The following is an 18,449-nucleotide window of genomic DNA, read 5'->3' as shown; positions in this document are numbered from 1 at the left end:
TTTTTCCGTTTCGATCGACCCGCTGCGCCGGCGATCTGAGACACCTCTGCCTTGTGATCGGAAGCGGGCAGGGGCTTGCGCTGTGCCGCACCGCGGGCTTTAAAGTCGGTATTCGGCGGCCACAAGCCGATGTAGGAGAAAGCGCGCATGTCCGACCCGCCGCAACTGCCGGAGCGTCCACCACGTCCTGGAAACAGACCCACGGCACTTGACGGACTGCTGGTCGTCGATTTCACGCGCGTGGTCGCAGGACCTGCGTGCACGCAAATGCTCGGCGATTTCGGTGCAGACATCATCAAGATCGAGAATCCCGAGGGTGGCGACGATACGCGGGCCTATGAGCACGCCGAGATCGGAGGCGAGAGCGCCGCCTTCCTCAGCCTCAATCGCAACAAGCGCGGAGTGGCGCTGGACCTCGCAGTGCCGGCCGCGCGCGAGGTGGCACGCGAGCTGATCCGCAAGGCGGACGTGGTCGTCGAGAATTTCTCGAGCGGCGTTATGAAGAAGTTCGGCCTCGATTATGAGTCCGTCGCGCCGACCAACCCGCGGCTGATTTACTGTTCGATCTCGGCCTATGGCCGGACCGGGCCGTTCGCCTCGCGGCCCGGTTTTGATCCCATCACCCAGGCCGAGAGCGGCTTCATGTCGCTGAACGGCTTTCCTGATGGACCTCCGGTCCGCACCGGTCCGCCGATCGTCGACATGGCGACGGGGATGGCCGCCGGCAACGCCATCCTCCTCGCGCTGCTGGCTCGCGAGAAACTCGGTCGCGGGCAGCATGTCGAAGTCGCATTGTTTGATATTGCAATGGCCATGACCGGTTTCTTTGGCATGGCCTATCTGATCAACGGCCAGAATCCCGGACGATTCGGTAACTCGCCGAGCGGTTCTCCCACCGTCGGAATCTACGAGGCGTCTGACGGACCTTTGTATATGGCCTGCGCGAATGACAGGCTCTACCGACGTCTCGTCGTCGAGGTGCTTGATCGGCCTGACCTCATCATCGATCCTCGCTTCGCGACGCGGAAGACGCGGTCCGAGAACAAGGAGAGGCTGCGCGCCGCCATTGCCGAGGTGTTTGCAGGCGATCGCCTCGAGAACTGGATGATGAAGATGAAGCAGGCCAATATCCCGGTTGGCTATCTTCGTACCGTCGAGGAAGGCTTCAATGCACCCGAGGCGCGCGAGCGGCAACGGCTGAACCGGATCCCGCACCCAACAGCGGGCTGGGTACCCAATATCGAATCTCCGGTGTCCATGAATCTCACGCCCGCCGCTGAGCCCGTCGCGGCGCCGCTGTTGGGCGAGCACACCGGGGACGTCTTGCGCGAGACGCTCGGTTATGACGAGCGACGGCTCGCCGAACTCGCGGAGAATGGCGCTTTCGGAGCCGGCCGACGATCGGGTTAATCCGGCTATAAGGCCGAATCCGGCTATAAGGCCGAATCCGGCTATTGACGTTGCATCGTCTTGATTTGGTGGGCTTCCGGCCGCATAACAGTTGCGAAACGAAGGATACGAATGGTGGCCGGCAATCCCATCTCAGATGCCGCCCAGCCGGAGGCTGAGACCGGCGAGCGTGCCTATGCCGCGATGGTCGCGCGCGCCAGGGCGCTAGTTCCTCAATTGCGCCAGCGCGCAGCGCGGACGGAGGAGCTTCGGCGCCTTCCCCCCGAAACCGAGCAGGACCTCCATGTCGCCGGCCTGTTCAGGATTCTTCAGCCCAAGCGCTTTGGCGGATCGGAGCTCGACTACGTTGCGCTGATCGATTGTGCAGACCTGCTGGGACAAGCAGACGCTTCAGTGGCCTGGAATTTTGCCAATCTGGCGAGCCACCATTGGATGCTCGGCATGTTCGAAGAGAAGGCCCAGACTTTGGTCTGGGGCCACGATGCCAATGCCCTGATCGCCTCGTCGTTCATTTTCCCCGCCGGTCGTGCCCGGAAAGCCGACGGCGGCTATCGGCTGCACGGCAGCTGGCCCTTTTCGTCGGGCGTGGCGTCCTGCGAATGGAACATGCTCGCCAGCGTGGTCTACTCCGATGATGAGGCTGATGGCATCGAATATCGTATCTTCCTGCTTCCCAAGAAGGACTACAAGATCCTCGACACCTGGAACGCGGCGGGGCTGCGAGGCACCGGTTCGAGCGACGTGGAAGTCAGGGATGCCTTTGTTCCCGACTACATGACGGTCGCCGTTGGCAATCTGGCCGGAGGCCCGACGCCCGGAAGCGCGGTCAATCCCAATTCGCTCTATGCGCTTCCGGTATTTTCCCTGTTTCCATACGTTCTCTCTGGCGTCGCGCTCGGAAATGCGCAAGCGTGCCTGGATGACTATGTCGAGGTCGTTCGGCACCGCATATCGACCTACAACCGCGCCAAGCTGAGTGATTTCCAAAGCACCCAGATCAAGATTGCCGATGCTTCGGCAAAGATCGACGCCGCGCGCTTGATCATGCGCTCTGCCTGTGCAGTCGCGATGGAGGATGCGCGGCGTAGCCACGTTCCGGGCATGGCAGCCAAGACCAAGCTCAGGCGCGACGGTGCATTCTCGGTCAATTTGTGTACCGAAGCTGTATCGATGCTGTTTGCCGCGAGCGGCGCGCGGGGATTGTTCACGAGCGGCGTCCTGCAGCGGCAATTCCGCGATGCTCATGCCATCAACTCGCACCTGGCCTTTAATTTCGATGCGGCTGGTACGAACTACGGCCGCGTAGCGCTCGGCCTGCCGTCCGAGAACCTGACGCTGTGAGGCCGGTCGATGAGTGATTTGCCCAAGCAGCCGCCGGCCGCAGACCCAGCCAACGAGCTGGCGAGCGACAGTTCACCGATCGATCCTCGCGATTTTCGCAACGCCCTTGGCACCTATGCGACGGGCGTGACCATCATTACCGCCGCGGGTCCGGACGGCAAGCCCTACGGTTTGACGTGCAATTCGTTCGCTTCTGTGTCGCTCAATCCGCCACTCGTGCTCTGGAGCCTCGTGGTCTATTCGTCGAGCCTGACCGTGTTTCAGAATGCCAGCCATTTCGCGGTCAACGTGCTCGGCGCCTCGCAGCAGGCGCTTGCGAACAAGTTCGCAAAATCCTCCGATGACAAATTCGGCGGTGTTGACTGGAGTCCCGGGCTCGGGAATGTGCCGGTGCTTGCAGAAAGCGTTGCCAATTTTCAGTGCCGCTCCGTCAATCGATATTACGGTGGCGACCACGTGATCTTTCTTGGAGCCGTCGAGGCGTACTCCTACAATAGAAACGAGCCGCTGCTTTTCGCGCGCGGGAGCTACGGACGTTTTCTGGCGGAGGATGATCGTCAGAAGCCCTCGTAAGACCAATCGGTTCGGCGCTCTGCGCTGAAGCCAATTCAGCCTTTCGGCGCGGAGAGCTTGTAGATCTCCAGTGCGTCGGCATCCACTCCGCGGGTCGCACCTGCAAGCCTGAACAGCTGCCCCGCGAGCGAGGCCATCGGCACAGGCGTTGAGGTGGCGTGAGCGACATCGGCGATGGTGTCGAGATCCTTCAGCATGGTTGCAATGTGACCGAGCGGCGGGGAGTGAATGCCCTGAACCATCCGCGGGACGAAGAGCTGGAGAGGAATGGAATCGGCGAAGCCTCCGGCGAGAGCTTCCGGGAGCCGTGCTGCGTCGATCTTCGCGTTCACGGCAAGGCGCGTTGCTTCGGCAAGGACGGCCATCGCGCAGCCAACGATCACCTGGTTGCAGAGCTTGGTGGTCTGGCCGGCGCCAATCGGGCCCATGTGCGTGAGCCTTCGTGCCATTGCGAGGATGTACGGCCGCACCCGCTCGACGTCGGCGGCGTCTCCGCCCGCCATGACCGCTAGCGTACCTTCCGCTGCTCCCTTCGTGCCTCCAGAGACCGGCGCGTCAATCCAGCCCATACCATTTGCCTCCTTGAGCCGCGCGGCGATGTCGCGCGCGGCATCTGGGTGGATGGATGAGAAGTCGGCGACGAGCTTTCCAGCGCCGGGGACTGCCGAAAGTCCTTCGGGGCCGAAGACCACATCCTCGACCGCGGCGGCATCCGTCAGGCACATGAAAACGATGCTGGCGGTGGTCAAAACGTCGCGGGGGCTTGCTGCGCGTTTTGCGCCGGCTTCGACGAGGGCGGCCGCCTTCGCGGCTGAGCGGTTCCAGATCGCCACCTCAAAACCGGCATTGAGTAGTCGCCGGGCCATGGGGGTACCCATCAATCCGAGGCCGAGATAGCCGAGCTTCTCGGCCGGATGAGGGTTCGAGCCGACGGATTCAGCCATGGGTCGCCTCCTTGTGCTGGGGTGCAATGCTGGTTGAATGTCGACCTAGTATACACGGGAGCCAATGAGGAAGTTGCGCCGGTGTGCATGGCTTGCCTGAGTGTTTGAACCATGAAACATTTGCCTCCTGGTCGGGTTGGGTGGCGCCGACGGCGCCGAAGCAGCGGAGCGGGCAAGATGCGGACGGTTTCAAAGTGGATCCTGGCATTTGGGGCGGTGGCTGTTATCGCCGCGAGCACGGGCTCATCGCAGGCGCAACGGACAATCCGTGTCGGCTGGACCATTCCGGCCGAGGAATCCAAATATTGGATGATGCGGCGACCGACGGAATTTCCCGACATCGGAAAGACCTATAACATCGAGTGGACGCAATTCCAGGGCACGGCGCCCATGACGCAGGCGCTCGCCGCCGGCGCACTCGACTGCGCGACGCAAGCCCCCTTGTCGCTCGCCAATGGCGTGGTCGGCGGTAACCTCAAGGCCTACATCGTGGCCCAGCACGTGTTCGAGAAGCCGGGCGGCTTTTCGGTCTATTGGGCGGTGATGAACGACTCGCCGATCAAGACGATCGCTGATCTCAAGGGTAAGACGGTGGGCATTTCGGTGATCGGCGGCGGCACTCAGGGGCCGTTTAACATGCTGCTCAAGCAGAGTGGCGTCGATCCTGCAAAGGACATCAAACTCGTCGAGGTCGGCTTTGCGGTCTCGGAGGACGCTTTGCGGCAGGGTCGGGTCGACGCCGTCAACATGAACCAGCCGTTTGCCGCGCGTGCTGAAGCCAAGGGGGGCACGAGGAAGCTGTTTTCGCTATCGCAGGCCATGCCGAACATCGTGCACATCCTCGAAGCCTGCCGCGCCGACTTCGTCGACAAGAACCCGGAACTGGTGAAAGCCTATGTGCGCGACATCACCTCGGGCATGAAGAAAGCGCTGGCGAACCGCGAGGAGACGCTGAAAGTGGTCTCGGAGGTGCTCAAGGCGCCGATCCCGGTCCTCGACACCTACTTGCTGAAGGACAATGATTTCGGGAGAGATCCAGGGGCCGCTCCGAACTTCCCGGCGATCCAGAAGATGCTGGACATCTACGCCGAGACCGGAATGCTGCCGAAACTGGACGTCGCGCAGTTCAAGCATCCGACCATCGTTGCGCCGTTGCAATAGGCAACTTGGCGAATATCCGGAACGATCTGCGGCGTCCCAACATCGGGTCGAATGTAGACGATACAGGCATGAAGAAACTGCGCTCCCGGGTAACGACTGACGGCCTCGATCGCGCGCCGCATCGCGCGTTCATGCGTGCGATGGGGCTGGACGATGCGGCGCTGGCCAAGCCGATGATCGGCGTCGTCAGCATGAAGGGCGAGCAGACGCCCTGCAACATGACGCACGATTTCCAGGTCGACGCGGCCAAGGCGGGCATCGAGGAAGCCGGCGGGACCCCGCGCGAGTTCACGACGATCTCGGTGTCCGACGGCATCAGCATGAATCACGAGGGGATGAAGTTTTCCCTGTTTTCGCGCGAGCTGATCGCCGACTCCATCGAGGCCGTCGTTCACGGCCTTGCCTACGATGCATTGATCGGATTCGGAGGTTGCGACAAGACGCTGCCCGGCGTGATGATGGGTATGATCCGCTGTAACGTGCCGTCGATCTTCATCTACGGCGGCAGTGCGTTGCCAGGCCGATTGGAGGGACGAACGCTGACCGTGCTCGATTCCTACGAGGCGGTCGGCGGCTTTATGACCGGGGAGATCGATGGCACTACGCTCGAAAAAATCGAGCGGAGCTGCCTGCCGACCATTGGCGCGTGCGCCGGACAATTCACCGCAAACACCATGGCGATGGTTTCGGAGGCGATGGGTCTCACCATCCCCAACTGTTCGATGATCCCCGGCGTCTATCCGGAGCGTGCGCAGGTTTCGCGCCGCGCGGGCCGGCTCGTCATGGAGATGGTCAAGCGTGGCGGACCGCTGCCGCGCGATATCGTGACACGGAAGGCGCTGGAAAACGGTGCTGCGATTGTCGCTGCCACCGGCGGCTCGACGAATGCGGCCTTGCATCTGCCGGCGATAGCGAACGAGGCGGGGATTTCCTTTACCATCGATGACGTCGGTGAAGTGTTTGCCCGTACCCCCTTGATTGGAAATCTGCGTCCCGGCGGCAAGTACACGGCAAAGGACGTTTATGATATCGGGGGAACGGCCGTCGTGATCCGAGAACTGGTCCGGACTGGGCACATTGACGGAAGCTGCCTGACCATCACCGGTCAAACGATCGCCGACGAGTATGGCAGCTCCAACGCGCCGGATGGCGAAGTGATTTATCCGGCCACCGCACCCATTATGAGCGATGGAGGCGTTGCAGTGTTGAAGGGTAGCCTCTGCCCGGATGGAGCGGTGATCAAGGTCGCGGGACTGAAGAGTCTGTCCTTTGAAGGGCCGGCTCGCGTTTTCGAGGATGAGGAGGCCTGTGTCGAAGCCGTGCGCAATCGAAGCTACAAGGCGGGCGAGGTCCTCGTAATCCGCAATGAGGGACCGGTTGGCGGTCCCGGCATGCGCGAGATGCTTGGCGTCACTGCGTTGATTTATGGCCAGGGTATGGGCGAGAAGGTCGCCCTCATCACCGATGGGCGTTTTTCCGGGGCGACACGCGGCATGTGCATCGGCTACGTATCTCCTGAAGCCTTCGTGGGAGGCCCGCTGGCGCTGGTACGCGACGGCGATAGAATTAGGATTGACGCTAGCGGACGTCGCATGGACCTGTTGATCGATGAACCAGAGCTCGCAACGCGCCGACGTGACTGGAAGCCTCGGCCACCGCGCCATCGCGCCGGGGCGCTTGCGAAATATGCCCGCTTGGTTGGTCAGGCTCCGGGCGGAGCCGTCACTCATGAGGGCCCGGCGGAATGGCCCTGGTTCAAGTGAGCGGTTCGTGAGGATGGCATTCGTCTGGCAAATTCCTTGTTAGGTTCGGGCCAATCGTCAAGGGGATTGAACAGGTCGTTCGTATTCGGGGGCGCGCGTACATGAGGCAAGAGACAGCATGAAGGTGTTGCCTTCAAGATCGAGTGGGCTGGCGACTCCGGTGCCAGCGCGACAGCTAGCGACCGCCATGATCGAGATCGACCGCGTTTCGCAGATTTTTCAAACGTCGGCGCGCAAGGATCATCTTGCACTGTCGGATATCTCGCTGACGATCGAAGAAGGCGCTTTCGTCTCCATCCTCGGGCCGTCTGGCTGCGGCAAGTCGACACTTCTGTACATCGTCGGTGGTTTCGTCCATCCGACCAGCGGTTCTGCGAAGGTTAAGGGCAAGACGATCACGGCACCGGGGCCCGATCGCGGGCCGGTGTTTCAGGAGTTCGCGCTCTTTCCATGGAAGACCGTGCTCGGCAATGTGATGTACGGGCCGCGTCAGCAAGGCGTCCGCGCGACCGAGGCGGAGGCGCAGAGCCGCGCGCTGATCGAGATGGTCGGCCTCAAGGGGTACGAGAATTTCTTTCCAAAGGAGCTGTCGGGCGGTATGAAGCAGCGCGTCGCGCTGGCCCGCACGCTCGCTTACCATCCCGAAGTCCTGCTGATGGACGAGCCGTTCGGAGCGCTCGATGCTCATACGCGTACGCGGCTTCAGAACGACCTCCTCAACATCTGGGAACGTGACCGGAAAACGGTTCTGTTCGTGACACACTCCGTCGATGAAGCGGTGTTTCTTTCAGACAAGGTGGTTATGATGTCGCGATCTCCCGGCCGTATCCGGGAAGTGATCGACATCGACTTGCCGCGGCCGCGTCGGCGGACCGAGCTGTTGCTCGACCCGCGCTATCAGAAATACGTCGTTGATATCGAACGCATGTTCGACGACGGCGACGAGCCGGGTGTGAAGGCATGACTTGGCCTGCGGCCATTGGCCGGAGCGTTGCTCCCTTGCTTGCTTGCGTCGGGCTGCTCGCGGTGTGGCAGGTTGCAGCGCTTGCTCTGAAGAACGACAGCTTTCCGACCGCGCTAGAGGCCATGCGTGCGGTTCCCGCTATCCTTGGCGACAAGGAAGCCTTGATCAATATCCTGGCGTCGCTGCGTCGCATGGCGATCGGCTTTGCTGCAGCGGTCGCCGTTTCGATCCCGCTCGGGCTGCTGATGGGTCGGAGCCGGGCCGTGTCGGCTTTCTTCAATCCACTGCTGATGGTGATCTATCCCGTGCCAAAGGCAGCGTTGATGCCGATCATCATGCTTTGGCTGGGCGTCGGCGATGTCGCCAAGACGCTTGTCATCTTCCTCGGCGTCAGTCTGCCGGTAATTTATCACAGCTTTGAAGGCGCCAAGACGGTCGAAGAGAAGATGCTATGGTCCGGGGCCGCCATGGGCCTGTCGTCTATGCAACGCCTGGTCCGCATTGTGCTACCGGCGGCATTGCCGGAAATCCTGACCGGTTGCCGTACAGGACTTGTGCTGGCGCTCATCACCATGATCACCAGCGAGATGATTGCGCGCCAGTCCGGCGCCGGCAACATTCTCTTCAATGCGCTCGACATGGGGCAGTACGACACCGTCTTCGCGATGATCATTATCGTAGGTGCCATGGGAATCGGGCTTGATGCTGCCTTCGAGAAGGTCCGGGCACGCCTGGTGCGGTGGTCGGAGCCCCAGTTCGATATGCCGCTGAGCTTTTCATGAAGTCGCGCGCGCTCTCCATGGACGTCCTCCTCGGGCTTCTGCCGATCGCCTTGCTCATCGCATTGTGGCAGGGCCTGGTCTCGTTTGGAGTGGCTCCAGTCGCGTTGCTGCCTCCACCGGGATTCGTTTTTGCGCGGCTGCTGCAGCAGCTTGCCACTGTCGGTTTTCAGCAGGAGATCATCGCGACCCTGTTTCGGCTATTCGCGGGTTTCCTGATTGCTGTCGCGCTGGGCGTCAGCATCGGCATGGTGGCGGCCGCGAGTCCCGCGATCAACGCCATCGTGCGGCCGATCATACGGGTACTTGCGCCGCTGCCCAAGGTCGCGCTCTATCCGGCGCTGCTGCTCCTGCTCGGCTTCGGTCATGAATCAAAGATCGCACTGGTCGCAGCGGACGCACTGTTCCCGATCCTTCTGTCTACCTATTACGGTGCCTCCACCGTGGAGCAGAAGTTGATCTGGTCGGCAATGGCGGCCGGCACACCACGGCGGGAGATCATGCTCAAGGTCGTCCTGCCGGCCGCGATGCCGTCGGTCCTGACGGGTTGCCGGATCGGGCTTGTCATTTCATGCATCGTGGTGTTCCTGGCCGAGATGATCACGTCGACCGACGGCCTTGGCCATGTGCTCATCACGGCGGCCCGCACGTTCCAGGCCGTTGACATGTTCGTGCCGCTGATCACGATCTCCCTGTTGGGATTGATCCTCAACGCCTTGTTGCAAGCCGCACGGTCGTACCTGCTGCGGGGTTTTCCAGAAGCCTGATCTGACCGTACAGGAACTGAGAATTCGGGGAGTGAATCATGCTGGCGGATCGGATCGAGGCGAAATGGATCGACGCGTTCTGCGAGATTTTTGAGCGGTGCGCCGTCAAGGCCGGCGATACGGCTGCCATTCTTTCGGAAACCCAGTCGCGTGCGCTCAACGTGCATCTGGCGGAGCTCGCTCTGCTGCGCCTGGGCGCGCGACCGTTCCATGTCGTTATGCCGTCTCCGAGAAACCGCCATATCGTGCCCGTCCGTTCCACCGGGGCGAGCGAGGCAATTCAGCGGATGGCGCCCGTCATCAGCGCGCTCCAGCAGGCTGGCTTCGTGGTCGATTGCACCATCGAAGGCCTCATGCACGCCGTCGAGACGCCGGAAATCCTCAAGGCCGGTGCCCGAATTCTGGTGATCTCCAATGAGCACCCTGAAGCGCTCGAGCGCATGGTGCCGGATTCCGCGCTTGAAAAACGGGTTCGCGCGGCTGCGAAGATGCTGCGGGGGACGAAACGGATGCGCGTCACCTCGAAGGCGGGCACCGCGCTTGATGTCGACATGGTCGGAGCTTCGACGGTCGGGGTCTGGGGATGGACTGACAAGCCGGGCACGCTCGCGCACTGGCCAGGCGGCATCGTCGTCAGCTTTCCGAAAAGCGGGACCATCAACGGGACTCTTGTGATGGCGCCGGGTGACATCAATCTCACCTTCAAGCGTTACCTGACATCGCCGGTGAGGATGACGCTGAAAGACGACTATGTCGTCGAACTCGAGGGTGAGGGTACCGACGCTGCGATGATGCGTGCCTACCTCGCTGCGTGGGGTGACCGAGAGGCCTATGCGGTATCGCATGTGGGCTTCGGCATGAATCCGGGTGCCCGCTACGAGGCGCTGTCGATGTACGATCAGCGCGATACCAACGGTACCGAACTGCGCGCCGTCTCCGGCAACTTTCTGTTTTCGACCGGTGCGAACGAATTTGCCGGTCGTTACACGGCGGGGCATTTCGACCTGCCCATGATGGGAACGACGATCGAGCTCGACGGCGTTGCGGTCGTGCGTGACGGCGTGCTGCAGGACGTGTTCGGCTAGTCGCGGTCGAGCACTGGCGGCCGCGCGAGGCCGAAGTGCCGGAGCAGTTCGACCATCGCCTTGAGCCGCGTCTCGCGATAGGCGTCGACATCGAGGCCTGAATAGTCGAGGAAGCCCGCACCGGTACGGAGTCCGATCCGGCCTTCCTGCATGTTGCGGGAAATGACCTCGGGTGCCCGATAGCGGTCGCTACCGAGGGCGCCTTCGAGATAGCGGCTGGCGTAGAAGAGAATATCGCCGCCGCCCCAATCGATGAACTCCAGCAGCCCCAGGACTGCATAGCGGAAGCCGAACCCGTAGCGGATCGCCTTGTCGATCTCCTCGGCGCTGGCAACGCCTTCCTCGACCATGCGCGCAGCCTCGTTCATGGCGAGCGCCTGGATGCGCGGCACGATGAAGCCGGGTGTTGCGGCGCAGACCACCGGCACCTTGCCGATGCCTTCGAGCAGCGCCTTGACTCGATCGACAACGGCCGGATCGGTGCCGACGCCCGGTGAGATCTCGACCAGCGGGATCAGATAGGCCGGATTAAGCCAGTGCACGTTGAGGAAGCGATCTGCATGTTCGATCGCGCTCGAGAGATCGTCAACGAGGATCGTGGATGTCGTGGAGGCGATGATGGTATCGAGCCCAACCTTCCTTGAGGCCGCCGCGAGCACCTCGCGCTTGAGCTCGACGACTTCGGGGACGCCTTCGAAGACCAGGCCAGCGTCGGACAGGGCTGCATCGCTTTGACTGGCCGGAGCCACCGAGACACGCGTGGCCAGAGTGTCGGCCTGGGTATCGTTGAGGAGCCCCAGGCGCGCAAGACTCGCGAATGCTTTTCTGACCTCGCCCAACGCATCGGCCTCAAGCCTCGAGAAATCTTCTGCAGAGCGCGCTTTGATGTCGATCATGGTGACCGCGTGCCCGGCGTAGGCGAAGGCAACAGCAATCCCGCGCCCCATGCGGCCGGCGCCGAGGCAGGCGATGTTGGCGCGCGATGTCATTGGTCAGAACCCTTCCCGCAGCAGTTTCTGTAGTTCAGGCTGACTGAGTTTGCCGAGCCCCAAAGCCGCGAGCGTACGGCCTCCTTCCGCAAAATTCTCGCCGCAGATTGCACCGCCGATGGCGAGAAAGGCCCTCGCGAGCGGCGTTGCAACACCGGCCAGCTCCGCCACCGAGACGAGGAGCGAGAGCCCGAGGCGCAGATCTTCCCGCATGTAGCGGTGGTCCCTGAGCACGATCCGCTCGCGCCAATCGCCGGAGTCGGTAAGGCGTTCGTGCGAGCCGCGGCCATACATCCAGATCTCGCCCTCCTTTGCGTAATGATGGGCAAGCGGGAAGTGCGGAGCACCGTAGCCGAGCATTTCGCGCACAGCGATACGCTCGGCATCGAGCGTATCCGTTACCCGGCGAATCGCGGCTTGCGTACCTTCCTTGTGGATGTCCCAGCGTTCGAAATGCTCGATCGGACCCGCGTTCATGACGATCAACGGCGGATGGATGATCGGTCCCGCATTCATCAAGGCGCCGGAAAGGGCATCTCCGCAGGGCTCGATCGTGCCAGGAAAGGCGCGGCCGATCACCTCGAGGGCGCGCGGGGCCTCGCTCAGCGGGAACACGCCAACCGGCAATCGCTTGGCGCGGATCGTGATTGCGACCTCGAATGGTCCATGCTTGCGCGTCAGCCAGGGCAGTGTGCCGGTTTCGGCAAAGCTCACCTTGGCGCGGTTACCGCATTCGCGCAGAGCCAGAGCGAAGATCATCGAGCCGAAGGTTGCTGGCGGCAAAAACACGACCTGTCCATCCCGCAGGTGCGAGGCCAGCAGGCGAGCGATATCCGGCTGGGCAAAGGCCGGCGCGGGGCACAGGATCAGCTCGGTACCGTTGACCGCCTCGCCAATGTCGGTCGTAACCAGCGCGAGCTTTGCGTATTGCTGACCGGTATGATCCTTGACAACGATGTGCGAGCCCGCCGCGCGGTGGGCGGCCACTTGATCCCCATCGCGCCGCCAGAGCCGAACCTCGTGCCCGGCGAGAGCAAAATCGCCGGCGGCGGCGAAAGAGCCGTTGCCGCCGCCCAGTACGGCAATCTTCAAGAGACTTCTCCTTGTGAGGAGGACTGCGCATCGAGCTGCTTCAGCAGGAAATGCTGGACCTTGCCCAGCGCCGTACGCGGCAGATCGGCGACAAAGACGATCTCGCGCGGAATCTTGTAGCGCGCGAGCTGTGTCTGCAAATGCGCCTTCAACTGGTCGGCTTCGGGCCGCTGACCCGATCGCGGAATCACGTAGGCGACTGGGACTTCATCCCAGCGCGAATCGGGCCTGCCGATCACGGCGCATTCGCTGATGTCGGGATGCTCCAGCAGGACGCGTTCGACCTCGGCCGGATAGATATTCTCACCGCCGGAAATGATCAGGTTCTTCTTGCGATCGCGGATCCAGAAATAACCGTGGTCGTCGCACAGGCCGATGTCGCCGGTGCGATACCAGCCGTCATGCAGCGCGTCGCGCGTGGCGTCCTCGTTGCCCCAATACTCGAAGAAGACATTGGGGCCGCGCACTGCGATCTCGCCGGGCGTTCCAGGCGGCACCTCGGTGCCGTCAGTGCCGATCACTTTGGCCTCGCAGCAGAGACCGGGCAGGCCGGTCGAGCCCGCACGCGATGTATCTCCGCCGAGCCGGGTGTAGACGGCGATCGGGCAGGTCTCGGTCGAGCCATAGACTTGCAAGACCGGAACGCCGCGCGCAATGAAACGTTCGATCAGGTGTGGCGGCACGATCGTCGATCCCGTGGCGATGGCCTTCAAGGACGAAAGATCTGCCGTAGCCCAGTCGGGATGATCGCTCACCGCCTGGATGATCGCCGGTACCAATACTGTCAGCGTCGGGCGGTCGCGCTCAAAGCTGGCGAGCGTTGCCTCCGGCGTGAAGCGCGAATGAATCGTAACGGTTGCCCCCACGTGCAGAGCCGGCGTGGTCTGAATGTTGAGTCCACCAACATGAAAGAACGGCAGCACCGTCAGCACGTGATCGTCCGACGTCAGATTGTGCATGTGCTGGCTCATGGCGCCGTTCCAGAACAGCGCTTCCTGGCGCAGCACCGCGCCCTTCGGCCGGCCGGTCGTGCCCGACGTGTAGACGATGAGGAGCGGACAGGCGAGATCGGCATGCGGATTGCGTCCACCACGGTCGCCGCATTCCAGCAGTGAATCGAACGTGCTGCCATTCGGCGGCGTAAAGTCGAGACCAAGAAGGCTGATGCCCGGCAGGCTTCGCTCCAACTCCGGAATAACGCCGGCAAAAGCCTGCTCGAGCACCAGCACCTTGGCGCCGGCATCCGTGAGAATGAAAAGCTGCTCGGCGACCGCAAGCCGCCAGTTCAGCGGGGCCAGGATCGCACCGAGGCGTGCGCACGCGTAGAGCAGGACGAGGTAGTCGGGCCGATTCAGGCTCAGGATCGCGACACGATCTCCGCGGCCGACGCCGAACTCGGCCTTCAAGGCGGTGGCGGTTCGGTCGATGCGTGCGGCAAAGGCCGCATAGCTTAAGCTCTCGCCTTCGAAATGGATGGCGGGCTTGTCCGGCGCGAACGCCGCGTTGCGATCGATCAGATGACAGAGGTCCACAATCAGTCGTCCGATTCGCCGGGCTCGTACAGGGCCTCGCGCCCGATGCGATCGAGGCAGAGCTCGGCGGTCCAGGGCAGCATCAGTGAGCCACAACGGCTGTCGCGATAGATGCGCTCCAGCGGCAGCGATTTGAGCATGGCCTGGCCACCGCATGTACGGATCGCCAGCGCGGCAAGCTCGTTGGCACCCTCCATGACCGAATATTGTGCGGCATAGGCCCGCAGCACCTGCTCCTTGCTTGGATTGGCGCACGCCTCAGTGACCGCCTGAAACCAGATCGCCTTGACCTGCTCGAGCTTGATCTGCATCTGAGCGACTGCGATCTGCTTGGTCGGATACATCCTTCGCTTGACCGGCGGCATGCCGGGAACCTCGCCGCGCAAATAGCGCAGGGTGAAATCGTACGCCGCCTGCGCAAGGCCCATATACGTCGGCGACAACGTCAGGAACATGTGCGGCCAGCGCATCGCCGCCTGGAAATAGACGCCGCGCGGCATGAGGGCGGCGTCTTCCGGCACGAACACGTCTTTGAACAGAAGCGTGCGCGAGACGGTCCCTCGCATCCCAAGCGGATCCCAATCCCCGACCACAGATACGCCTTCCGCCTTGGCGGGAATGGCGAGGTAGAGCGTATTGCGCCGTGAGGCCTTTTCGCCCTCCGCTATCTCGGTGCACAGCACGCCGTAGTAGTCGGCGTGGCCCGAGAGTGATGCAAAAATCTTCTTGCCGTTGATGATCCAGCCGCCGCCAACGGGTTTCGCCTCGGTGCCGAACGCGACGCCGCCTGCGGCCGCCGCACCACCTTCGGAAAAAGGCTGCGAATAAATCGCACCATCCTCGACAATGCGCTTGTAGTGGACCGCGCGACGACGTTCGTGCTCCGCACGCATGGCGTCATCCATGTCGAGGTCGTCCGCGAGCGGCCCGGACCACAAGGTCGAACACACATGCATGTTCCAGGTGAGCGCGGTCGTACCGCAATAGCGGCCGATCTCAGCCGCAGCAAGGGCATAGGTCTGGTAGCCGGCCCCCAGTCCGCCATGCTTCTTCGGGACGGCGATGCCGAGCAAGCCGACGCGGTGCAGATCCCGATAATTCTCGGTCGGGAACACCGCGTCGCGATCATAGGCTGCGGCGCGGCCGGCGAACACGCTCTGACCGATCTCCCGCGCCCGCGCGATGATGGCTGTCTGCTCGCCGTCCAGGCGGAATGCGACGGGATCGAAGATCGGCGCGTCGAGCGCGAGCTTATCGGCTGTGCTGCTCTTGCTGACTTGCATGGTCATTGTCCAGTTACCCGTGTCTTGGTCTCGCTTGATCTCAGAAATTCGTCGATTGCCGCGTTGAACGCGTCAGGGCGTTCGAGATTGGCGAGATGGCCGACGCCGGCAAGATCCGCGTAATGAGCTGCCGGAATATAGCCCGCCATTTTCGCCATCATCGGCGCAGGCGCGTTGTTGTCCCTGGAGCCCGACAGGAGCAGCGTCGGAACCGCGATGTCCTTGAGTGCGCTTCGCCGGTCGAATCCGACCAAGGCGAGCATCATTGCGCGATAGCTCGCCTCCGGCACGCTGGCCATGCAGTCACGCGCGACATCCATGCCCTTCGTATCGGGATCCTCGCCAATCAGCTCGCTGACGAGGGAGGGGGCAAGCGAGCTCATGGTCTCGCCGCGATCGAGCGGGCCAAGCCGCGCCGCGATGAACGATTTTTGCCAGTCGCCGTCGGCCTTGCCGAAGGCCGGGCTGGTCTGCGCCAATACCACTGCGCGTGCGGTTTGCGGATGTTGCGTCAGCCATTGCTGCACGATCATCCCGCCGATCGAATGGCCAACCAGGACGGGCCTGTCGGCTTCGATCTGTTGCAGGAACTCCTGCAAGGCCTCGGCCAATGCGGCGATGCTGACCTCGGGGAGCGGTTTCGACCCGCCATAACCGGGCATATCCCAGGCTATCGCGTGAAAACGACTGCCGAATGTGACAAGCTGCTGGCGCCAGGCGCGCGCTGCACCGCCAATGCCATGCAAGAAGACCAAGGGCACCGCATCCGGGCTGCCCGCGACCTCATAGGCGAAGCGTCCATCCCTGGTTATCGTCGGCGTCGGTTGCTGCACGTGGCTTCCTCTTGCTCGGCCAGCCGATGCTAACAGGCCTGTTCGGGATGGGAAGAGACAACTTTATACTTAAAGCAATTTCTGGGCCGGCACTTCGCGAAGGGCTGAAATGGGGCCTTCCATTGCAATAATTTGAAGCTTAAAATATATCCAGAAGGCCGATCCATCCTTGCCTTCAGGGAGGCTGCGCATGTCCGGACTGCCGCGTTCTTCGCATGCACTCGTGACAGGCGGTGGCCGCGGCATCGGTCGTGCGATCGCAGCGGCTTTGACCGGAGCCGGAGCCATGGTCACCGTGCTCGGCCGGAACGCAGCGACGCTGGAGGAGGCCGTTGGTGTCGGAGCCGCGCATTTTGCCGCCGTCGCTGATGTCTCTGATGAGGCGGCGCTGGGGGCCGCGATCGCCAAGGCGGCCGAGCGACAGCCCATCGACATCTTGATTGCAAACGCTGGGAGCGCCGAGTCCGCGCCGTTCGCGAAATCAGACGCCGCGCTGTTTGCCCGGATGATGGATGTGAATTTCATGGGCGTGGTGCACGCCGTCCGGGCCGTGTTGCCCGGGATGAAGGATCGACCCTACGGCCGCGTCGTCGCGATCGCATCGACCGCGGGATTGAAAGGCTATGCGTACGTCAGCGCTTATGCTGCAGCAAAGCATGCCGTGGTCGGGCTCGTGCGTTCGCTGGCGCTGGAAATGGCAAACAGCAATGTCACCGTGAATGCCGTCTGTCCGGGTTTTACGGACACGGATCTCGTTGCCGACAGCATCGAGAACATCATGAAGAAGACAGGGCGGAGCCGCGAGCAGGCAATCGCCGATCTCGCGCGGCACAACCCGCAAGGCCGGCTCGTCACGCCTCAGGAGGTGGCGGACGCCGTGCTCTGGCTGTGTGGTGAAGGGGCCGGTGCAATCACGGGCCAGGCGATCGCCGTGGCCGGTGGCGAAATATAGACCGCAGGGTAGCGGAAGAAGAACGACAGGGAGTCCTCATGAGCAGACCAGCCAATCCCGTTACCGTGCCGTTGGCGGATTATTCGCCTCAGCATTTCCTGCTTGCGGTGGTCGACCATGTGGCCACGGTCACGCTGAATCGCCCGGACCGGAAAAATCCCTTGACGTTCGAGAGCTATCGCGAGCTCACCGACTTCTTTCGCGCCTGCGCGTTTGATGACGCGGTGAAGGCTATTGTCGTCACGGGTGCCGGCGGTAATTTTTCCTCGGGCGGCGACGTATTCGAGATCATCGGCCCCCTCGTCAAGATGGACACCAAGGGGCTCACAGCCTTTACGCGAATGACGGGCGATCTTGTGAAGGCGATGCGGGCCTGCCCACAGCCGATCGTCGCCGCGGTTGAAGGCATCTGTGCCGGCGCGGGCGCGATCGTTGCCATGGCATCGGACATGCGGCTGGCGGCAAGTGGTGCGAAGGTCGCGTTTCTCTTCAACAAGGTTGGACTCGCGGGCTGTGATATGGGCGCCTGCGCCATCCTGCCGCGGATCATCGGCCAATCGCGGGCCTCGGAGCTGCTTTACACCGGCCGTTTCATGACCGCGGAGGAGGGCGAGCGTTGGGGCTTCTTCAGCCGCATCGTCACGCCCGATCAGGTTTTGCCACAGGCGCAATTGCTGGCGAGGCAAGTCGCGGAGGGCCCGACCTTCGCCAACACCATGACCAAGCGGATGCTGGCGATGGAATGGGCGATGTCGGTGGAAGAGGCGATCGAGGCGGAAGCCGTCGCGCAGGCGCTCTGCATGACGACGGCCGATTTCGAGCGTGCTTTCGAAGCCTTCGCCAACAAGGTCAAGCCGGTGTTCAGGGGGGATTAGCCCTTTTCCGCAGCTGCATATGCGAGCGGCGAGATTTTCGAGGAGTTACGAATTAAGGCTAAGCCCAGGAGCCGGGCGACACGAAGGGGGAGGCCGATAAAGGCGC

The 18,449-nt window shown here is 62.5% G+C and carries 17 protein-coding genes; 11 read left to right on the top strand and 6 right to left on the bottom strand.

All coding sequences use genetic code 11. The annotated features are described in order from the left end of the window. Positions 1–147: 147 nt before the first annotated feature. From ACV1FX_RS10415 to ACV1FX_RS10405, 3 genes are all read left to right on the top strand, one after another. Complete coding sequence (locus tag ACV1FX_RS10415; RefSeq protein WP_473117463.1) at positions 148–1,410, top strand: CaiB/BaiF CoA transferase family protein; 1,263 nt, start codon at positions 148–150, stop codon at positions 1,408–1,410. A 111-nt stretch (positions 1,411–1,521) separates the two neighbouring features. After that, entirely contained in the window at positions 1,522–2,751 is a 1,230-nt protein-coding gene (locus tag ACV1FX_RS10410) for an acyl-CoA dehydrogenase family protein (protein ID WP_473117462.1), read from the top strand. A 9-nt stretch (positions 2,752–2,760) separates the two neighbouring features. Beyond that, complete coding sequence (locus tag ACV1FX_RS10405) at positions 2,761–3,324, top strand: flavin reductase family protein (protein ID WP_473117461.1); 564 nt, start codon at positions 2,761–2,763, stop codon at positions 3,322–3,324. A 35-nt stretch (positions 3,325–3,359) separates the two neighbouring features. On the opposite strand, the gene ACV1FX_RS10400 is transcribed toward ACV1FX_RS10405, so the two are convergent. Continuing rightward, complete coding sequence (locus ACV1FX_RS10400; protein ID WP_473117460.1) at positions 3,360–4,268, bottom strand: NAD(P)-dependent oxidoreductase; 909 nt, start codon at positions 4,266–4,268, stop codon at positions 3,360–3,362. A gap of 177 nt (positions 4,269–4,445) precedes the next feature. On the opposite strand from ACV1FX_RS10400, the gene ACV1FX_RS10395 reads away from it, so the two are divergent. From ACV1FX_RS10395 to ACV1FX_RS10370, 6 genes are all read left to right on the top strand, one after another. Next, positions 4,446–5,429 carry an ABC transporter substrate-binding protein gene (locus ACV1FX_RS10395; protein WP_473117459.1) on the top strand — a complete coding sequence of 328 codons (984 nt, stop codon included), beginning with the start codon at positions 4,446–4,448 and terminating at the stop codon, positions 5,427–5,429. A 68-nt stretch (positions 5,430–5,497) separates the two neighbouring features. Next, a complete protein-coding gene (gene ilvD, locus ACV1FX_RS10390; RefSeq protein WP_473117458.1) occupies positions 5,498–7,192 on the top strand; it encodes a dihydroxy-acid dehydratase in 1,695 nt (564 codons plus the stop codon). Positions 7,193–7,310: 118 nt separating this feature from the next. Further along, on the top strand, positions 7,311–8,156 hold the full coding sequence (locus ACV1FX_RS10385; protein ID WP_473117457.1) for an ABC transporter ATP-binding protein: 846 nt from the start codon (positions 7,311–7,313) through the stop codon (positions 8,154–8,156). Then, positions 8,153–8,938, top strand: coding sequence for an ABC transporter permease (locus ACV1FX_RS10380; RefSeq protein WP_473117456.1), 786 nt, complete (start codon positions 8,153–8,155; stop codon positions 8,936–8,938). The genes ACV1FX_RS10385 and ACV1FX_RS10380 overlap by 4 nt, the downstream gene beginning before the upstream one ends. Beyond that, entirely contained in the window at positions 8,935–9,702 is a 768-nt protein-coding gene (locus ACV1FX_RS10375; protein ID WP_473117455.1) for an ABC transporter permease, read from the top strand. Before ACV1FX_RS10380 ends, ACV1FX_RS10375 begins: the two co-directional genes overlap by 4 nt. A 38-nt stretch (positions 9,703–9,740) precedes the next feature. After that, positions 9,741–10,787 (top strand): 2,5-dihydroxypyridine 5,6-dioxygenase NicX family protein, encoded by a 1,047-nt coding sequence (locus ACV1FX_RS10370; RefSeq protein ID WP_473117454.1) that lies wholly within the window; start codon positions 9,741–9,743, stop codon positions 10,785–10,787. Here ACV1FX_RS10370 and ACV1FX_RS10365 read toward each other — a convergent pair. The 5 genes from ACV1FX_RS10365 to ACV1FX_RS10345 are packed head-to-tail and all read right to left on the bottom strand — an operon-like array spanning position 10,784 to position 16,516. Beyond that, positions 10,784–11,776, bottom strand: a complete 993-nt coding sequence (locus ACV1FX_RS10365) for a 3-hydroxybutyryl-CoA dehydrogenase (RefSeq protein ID WP_473117453.1) — start codon at positions 11,774–11,776, stop codon at positions 10,784–10,786. The two genes, ACV1FX_RS10370 and ACV1FX_RS10365, sit on opposite strands and share 4 nt — an antisense overlap. 3 nt (positions 11,777–11,779) lie before the next feature. Then, complete coding sequence (locus ACV1FX_RS10360) at positions 11,780–12,868, bottom strand: NAD/NADP octopine/nopaline dehydrogenase family protein (protein WP_473117452.1); 1,089 nt, start codon at positions 12,866–12,868, stop codon at positions 11,780–11,782. Further along, entirely contained in the window at positions 12,865–14,400 is a 1,536-nt protein-coding gene (locus tag ACV1FX_RS10355; protein ID WP_473117451.1) for a class I adenylate-forming enzyme family protein, read from the bottom strand. Before ACV1FX_RS10355 ends, ACV1FX_RS10360 begins: the two co-directional genes overlap by 4 nt. 2 nt (positions 14,401–14,402) lie before the next feature. After that, positions 14,403–15,689 carry an acyl-CoA dehydrogenase family protein gene (locus ACV1FX_RS10350; protein ID WP_473117450.1) on the bottom strand — a complete coding sequence of 429 codons (1,287 nt, stop codon included), beginning with the start codon at positions 15,687–15,689 and terminating at the stop codon, positions 14,403–14,405. Further along, a complete protein-coding gene (locus tag ACV1FX_RS10345) occupies positions 15,686–16,516 on the bottom strand; it encodes an alpha/beta fold hydrolase (protein ID WP_473117449.1) in 831 nt (276 codons plus the stop codon). Before ACV1FX_RS10345 ends, ACV1FX_RS10350 begins: the two co-directional genes overlap by 4 nt. 190 nt (positions 16,517–16,706) lie before the next feature. Between ACV1FX_RS10345 and ACV1FX_RS10340 the strand changes: the two genes are divergently transcribed. Next, positions 16,707–17,468 carry an SDR family NAD(P)-dependent oxidoreductase gene (locus ACV1FX_RS10340; RefSeq protein WP_473117448.1) on the top strand — a complete coding sequence of 254 codons (762 nt, stop codon included), beginning with the start codon at positions 16,707–16,709 and terminating at the stop codon, positions 17,466–17,468. A 38-nt stretch (positions 17,469–17,506) separates the two neighbouring features. After that, entirely contained in the window at positions 17,507–18,343 is an 837-nt protein-coding gene (locus ACV1FX_RS10335) for an enoyl-CoA hydratase family protein (RefSeq protein WP_473117447.1), read from the top strand. The last annotated feature ends 106 nt before the right edge of the window (positions 18,344–18,449 follow it).

The sequence above is a fragment of the Bradyrhizobium ingae genome (genome assembly GCF_055791185.1).
This window is presented reverse-complemented; position numbering and strand designations above follow the sequence as displayed.

Coding starts and splice junctions, on each gene's coding strand:
- ACV1FX_RS10335 (WP_473117447.1), top strand. CDS start 17,507: ATGAGCAGACCAGCCAATCCCGTTACCGTGCCGTTGGCGGATTATTCG.
- ilvD (WP_473117458.1), top strand. CDS start 5,498: ATGAAGAAACTGCGCTCCCGGGTAACGACTGACGGCCTCGATCGCGCG.
- ACV1FX_RS10375 (WP_473117455.1), top strand. CDS start 8,935: ATGAAGTCGCGCGCGCTCTCCATGGACGTCCTCCTCGGGCTTCTGCCG.
- ACV1FX_RS10380 (WP_473117456.1), top strand. CDS start 8,153: ATGACTTGGCCTGCGGCCATTGGCCGGAGCGTTGCTCCCTTGCTTGCT.
- ACV1FX_RS10415 (WP_473117463.1), top strand. CDS start 148: ATGTCCGACCCGCCGCAACTGCCGGAGCGTCCACCACGTCCTGGAAAC.
- ACV1FX_RS10405 (WP_473117461.1), top strand. CDS start 2,761: ATGAGTGATTTGCCCAAGCAGCCGCCGGCCGCAGACCCAGCCAACGAG.
- ACV1FX_RS10385 (WP_473117457.1), top strand. CDS start 7,311: ATGAAGGTGTTGCCTTCAAGATCGAGTGGGCTGGCGACTCCGGTGCCA.
- ACV1FX_RS10350 (WP_473117450.1), bottom strand. CDS start 15,689: ATGACCATGCAAGTCAGCAAGAGCAGCACAGCCGATAAGCTCGCGCTC.
- ACV1FX_RS10400 (WP_473117460.1), bottom strand. CDS start 4,268: ATGGCTGAATCCGTCGGCTCGAACCCTCATCCGGCCGAGAAGCTCGGC.
- ACV1FX_RS10340 (WP_473117448.1), top strand. CDS start 16,707: ATGTCCGGACTGCCGCGTTCTTCGCATGCACTCGTGACAGGCGGTGGC.
- ACV1FX_RS10370 (WP_473117454.1), top strand. CDS start 9,741: ATGCTGGCGGATCGGATCGAGGCGAAATGGATCGACGCGTTCTGCGAG.
- ACV1FX_RS10365 (WP_473117453.1), bottom strand. CDS start 11,776: ATGACATCGCGCGCCAACATCGCCTGCCTCGGCGCCGGCCGCATGGGG.
- ACV1FX_RS10410 (WP_473117462.1), top strand. CDS start 1,522: ATGGTGGCCGGCAATCCCATCTCAGATGCCGCCCAGCCGGAGGCTGAG.
- ACV1FX_RS10395 (WP_473117459.1), top strand. CDS start 4,446: ATGCGGACGGTTTCAAAGTGGATCCTGGCATTTGGGGCGGTGGCTGTT.